At 73.6% G+C, this 4,185-nt stretch carries 2 protein-coding genes and 2 pseudogenes; 3 read left to right on the top strand and 1 reads right to left on the bottom strand.

Annotated features, from left to right (window positions below; genetic code table 11):
• The 3 genes and pseudogenes from folP to GJ633_RS14580 form a co-directional block, all read left to right on the top strand.
• Positions 1-1,180 (top strand): annotated as a pseudogene (gene folP, locus GJ633_RS14590) (dihydropteroate synthase); the annotation flags it as partial.
• Positions 1,181-1,310: 130 nt separating this feature from the next.
• Positions 1,311-2,747, top strand: coding sequence for a bifunctional oligoribonuclease/PAP phosphatase NrnA (locus GJ633_RS14585; RefSeq protein ID WP_156589390.1), 1,437 nt, complete (start codon positions 1,311-1,313; stop codon positions 2,745-2,747).
• Positions 2,748-2,831: 84 nt separating this feature from the next.
• Positions 2,832-3,902, top strand: coding sequence for an NAD(P)/FAD-dependent oxidoreductase (locus GJ633_RS14580; protein ID WP_156589389.1), 1,071 nt, complete (start codon positions 2,832-2,834; stop codon positions 3,900-3,902).
• A 27-nt stretch (positions 3,903-3,929) separates the two neighbouring features.
• Here the strand turns inward: GJ633_RS14580 and GJ633_RS17300 are convergent.
• Positions 3,930-4,185: pseudogene (locus GJ633_RS17300) on the bottom strand (hypothetical protein); the annotation flags it as partial.

Genomic DNA, 4,185 nt, shown 5'->3' with positions numbered 1-4,185 from the left:
GGGATCCCGGCCGCGACGCCGCGGAACGGAGCGAGGGGGATCGACCACCGCGTCCTCACGCTCCGGCTGCGCGGCGACCGCGCCGAGCGGCTCGCGGCCGCCCTCCGAGCCGTCGCGGCGAGGCCGCGATCGGCGGACTCGGCGCCGGCGAGGGGGTCGTCCCGGGGGGCGAGCGCGTCCCGGTCACGCTCGCCGCGACGGTCGCGACGTTCCGCGACCTGCTCGATCGGCTCGACGGGCGCGACGGATTCGCCGGCGTCGCGGCCGACGTCGCTCGCCGACTCGGGATCGACACCGACGCGGCCGACACCAACAACGCCGACAACGCCGACAACGCCGCCGACGACTACCCGTGGACCGACCGCACCGCGGTGATGGGCGTGCTCAACGTCACGCCGGACTCGTTCCACGACGGCGGCCGCCACGCCGCCGTCGAGGACGCGGTCGCGGGCGCGAGCGGATGGTCGAGGCGGGCGTCGACATCGTCGACGTCGGCGGCGAGTCCACCCGGCCGGGCGCGGAGCCGGTGCCGGTCGCGGCGGAGGTCGACCGGGTGGTCCCGGCCGTCGAGGCGATCCGGTCGGTGTCGGCGGTCGCCGACGGCGACGTTCTGGTCTCGGTCGACACGCGGAAGGCGGCCGTCGCCGAGGCGGCGCTCGAGGCGGGCGCGGACATGGTCAACGACGTCACCGGCCTGGAGGACCCCGCGATGCGCGAGGTGGTCGCCGACGCCGGCTGCCCGGTCGTGGCGATGCACAGCGTCGACGCGCCGGTCGACCCGACGGCCGAGCCCGAGTACGACGACGCCGTCGCCGACGTGATCGCCGCCCTGCGCGAGCGGCTCGCGCTGGCGGAGGCGGCCGGGATCGACCGCGACCGGGTGATCGTCGACCCCGGGCTCGGGTTCGGCAAGTCGGCCGCGGAGGAGTTCGAGCTGATCGACCGGATCGGGGAGTTCGCCGCGCTCGACTGTCCCGTGCTGATCGGCCACTCGCACAAGTCGATGTACGGGGCGTTCGGCCGGGAGTCGGGCGACCGCGAGCACGCGACCGTCGCCACGACCGCGCTGGCCGCGGACCGCGGCGCCGACATCGTCCGCGTCCACGACGTGGACGAGAACCGCGCCGCGGTCGACGTCGCCGCGGCGGTGAACGGCGCGCTGCGGGACGGGGGAGCGTGACGGAAGCGGTCCCGCCGCGGGCGGTGCGGCCGGGAGTGAGGACGGCGCGATCGATGCGGCCGAGAATGAGGGCGGCGCCGACGCGCCGACTCGACGGCAGCATTTTGACTCGCGACGCCCTCGATCCGGTATGACCCGGCGCCTGCTGCTCGGCTGTAGCGCGGTCGGGAACGCGTTCGTCGAGCGTACGCGCGAGGAGGCCGGCGAACTCGTCGCGATCACCGACGACGCCGGGTGGGCGTCGACGCTGCGCGACCGCAACGTCGCCACCGTCGAGGCCGACCCCACGGACGCCTCGGCGTACCCCGACAGCGCGGCGGTCGTGTTCGTCGCGAGCGACGACCCCGAGCGCAACGTCGCCGCCGCGCGCGCCGCGCGGAGACGTTACCCGGACGCGATGATCGTCGCGCACGTCGGGACGGATCCGAGCGCGGCCCAGCAGTCGGCGCTGGAGTCGGTCGCCGACCGCGTCGTCGACCCCGCCGAGGCCGTCGCCTCCCGCGTGTGTGAGGCGACCGGCGCCGACGTCGACGAGCGGCCGGCGCGACTGCTCGCGATCCTCCGGGATCTCGCCGGCCCCCTGCTCGTCGTCGCTCACGACAACCCCGATCCGGACGCGCTCGCGAGCGCGATCGGGCTGGCGCGGATCGCGGAGACGGTCGGCGTTCCCGCCGACCCCTGTTACGGCGGCGAGATCGCCCACCAGGAGAACCGCGCGATGGTGAACGTCCTCGACATCCGCCTCCGGACGTTCGACGAGATCGACCTCGACGACTACGACGGGATCGCCCTGGTCGACCACTCGCGGGCCGGGATCAACGACGGCCTCCCGGAGGAATACCCCGTCGACATCGTCGTGGATCACCACCCGCCGCGAGGGCCCGTCGCGGGGTCGTTCGTCGATATCCGGCCGGCGATCGGCGCGACGAGCACGCTGATCGAGGAGTACCTCTCCCGTCTCGGCGTCGAGCCCGGTCGGGAGCTGGCGACGGCGCTCCTGTACGGGATCCGGATCGACACGAAAGACTTCACGCGGTCGACCGCGATCCCGGACTTCGAGGCGGCCGCGTCGCTGTCGGCACACGCCGACGAGTCGGTCCTCAAGCGCGTCGAGAGCCCGAGCCTGAGCCCCGAAACGCTGCGCGTGCTCGCGGTCGCCATCGAGAACCGCGACGTCCGCGGCAACACGGTCGCCTCCGGCGTGGGCGAGATCGCCGACCGAGACGCGCTCGCGCAGGCGGCCGACCGCCTGCTGGAGCTCGACGGAGTCACGGTGACGTTCGTCTACGGGTACGCAGACGGGGTGATCTACGGTTCCGCGCGGGCCCGCGGCACCGACCTCGACGTGGGAGAACTGCTCCGGGACGCGCTCGACCCGGTCGGCTCCGCCGGCGGTCACGCCGCGATGGCCGGCGCACAGGTTCCGCTCGGCATCCTGGAAGAGGTCTCCGAGTCGGAGTCGCTGGCCGACGTCGTCGAGACGTTCGTCGCCGAGCGGTTCTTCGAGGCGCTCGCCGACGCGCCGTCGACGCCGCCCGCGACGCCGCCGGAGTTCCCGACGGAGTGACGGCGACGCGGAGGCGACGACGCCTGTCCGCTCGCGCCGCCGGATGGCGCAACCTACATACTTCGCGACGGCGACTGTCCGAACATGACCGACGACGTCGTCGAACATCGCCGACTGATTATCGCGGGGACCGGGATCGCCGGGCTCACCGCCGGGATCTACGCGGCTCGCGCGAACAACGACCCGCTCGTCGTCGAGGGCGACGAGCCGGGCGGCCAACTCACGCTCACCACCGACGTGGAGAACTACCCCGGCTTCCCCGAAGGGATCTCCGGGCCGGAGCTGATCAACAACATGAAAGCGCAGGCGCAGAAGTTCGGCGCCGAGACCCGCAACGGGGTCATCGAGGACGTCTCGAAGGAGCCCGCGGGCCACTTCCGCGTCGCGCTCTCAGACGGCGACGTCTACACCGCCGACGCCGTCATCGCCGCCTCCGGCGCGAGCGCCCGCACCCTCGGCGTCCCCGGCGAGGACGAGCTGATGGGATACGGGCTCTCCACCTGTGCGACCTGCGACGGCGCGTTCTTCCGCGGCGAGGACATGCTCGTCGTCGGCGGCGGCGACGCGGCCATGGAGGAGGCGAACTTCCTCACGAAGTTCGCGGACACCGTGTACGTCGCCCACCGGCGCGAGGAGTTCCGCGCCGAGGACGTCTGGATCGACCGCACGATGGAGAAGGTCGACGACGGCGAGATCGAACTGCTCCTCAACACCGAGCTGACGGAGATCCACGGCACGCCCGAAGAGGGCGTCGACCACGTCACCCTCGTCGAGCACCCGGGCGGCCATCCCAAAGAGAAGCTGGAGGACCCCGCGACCGCCGACGAGGTCGACGAGTACGACTTCGAGGTGGGCGCCGTCTTCTTCGCGATCGGCCACACCCCGAACACCGAGTACTTGGAGGGCACGGGCGTCGAGTTCGACGACGAGGGGTACCTGCTCACCGAGGGCGGCCGCGGCGCCAACCAGACCGCCACCGGCGTCGAGGGGCTGTTCGGCGCGGGCGACGTGGTCGACTTCCACTACCAGCAGGCGGTCACCGCCGCCGGGATGGGGTGTGAGGCCGCGATCGACGCCGACGAGTACCTCACGGAGCGCGAGCGCGCCGGCGAGCTGTACGCGCCGGCGGCCGATCCGGCGAGCGCCGACGACTGAAGCGCCGACCCGCCGTTTTCCGAGGCGTTACGCGTCGTCCGTCGGGACGGCGTCGAGCGCCGCCTCCAACGCGCGCACCGCGGTCGCCCCGTCGCGGCGTCTCACGACCACGACGAGCGCGTCGCCGGCGACTCCCGCCGCGTCGACCGCGACGTCGCGGGCCGCGAGCCGACGGAGCGCGGCCGCGAGCGCGGCGGCGTCGACCGCGCCGGTCACGAGGACTGCCGTCCGGTCGCCGCCCGGGGGACGGACCGTCGCCGCCGCCCGACGGCCGAGGATCGGG

This window comes from Halorubrum sp. CBA1125 (assembly GCF_009742825.1).
Classification (GTDB): Archaea; Halobacteriota; Halobacteria; order Halobacteriales; family Haloferacaceae; genus Halorubrum.
The sequence above is the reverse complement of the archived record's forward strand: the minus strand, read 5'-3'. Positions and strand labels throughout refer to the sequence as shown.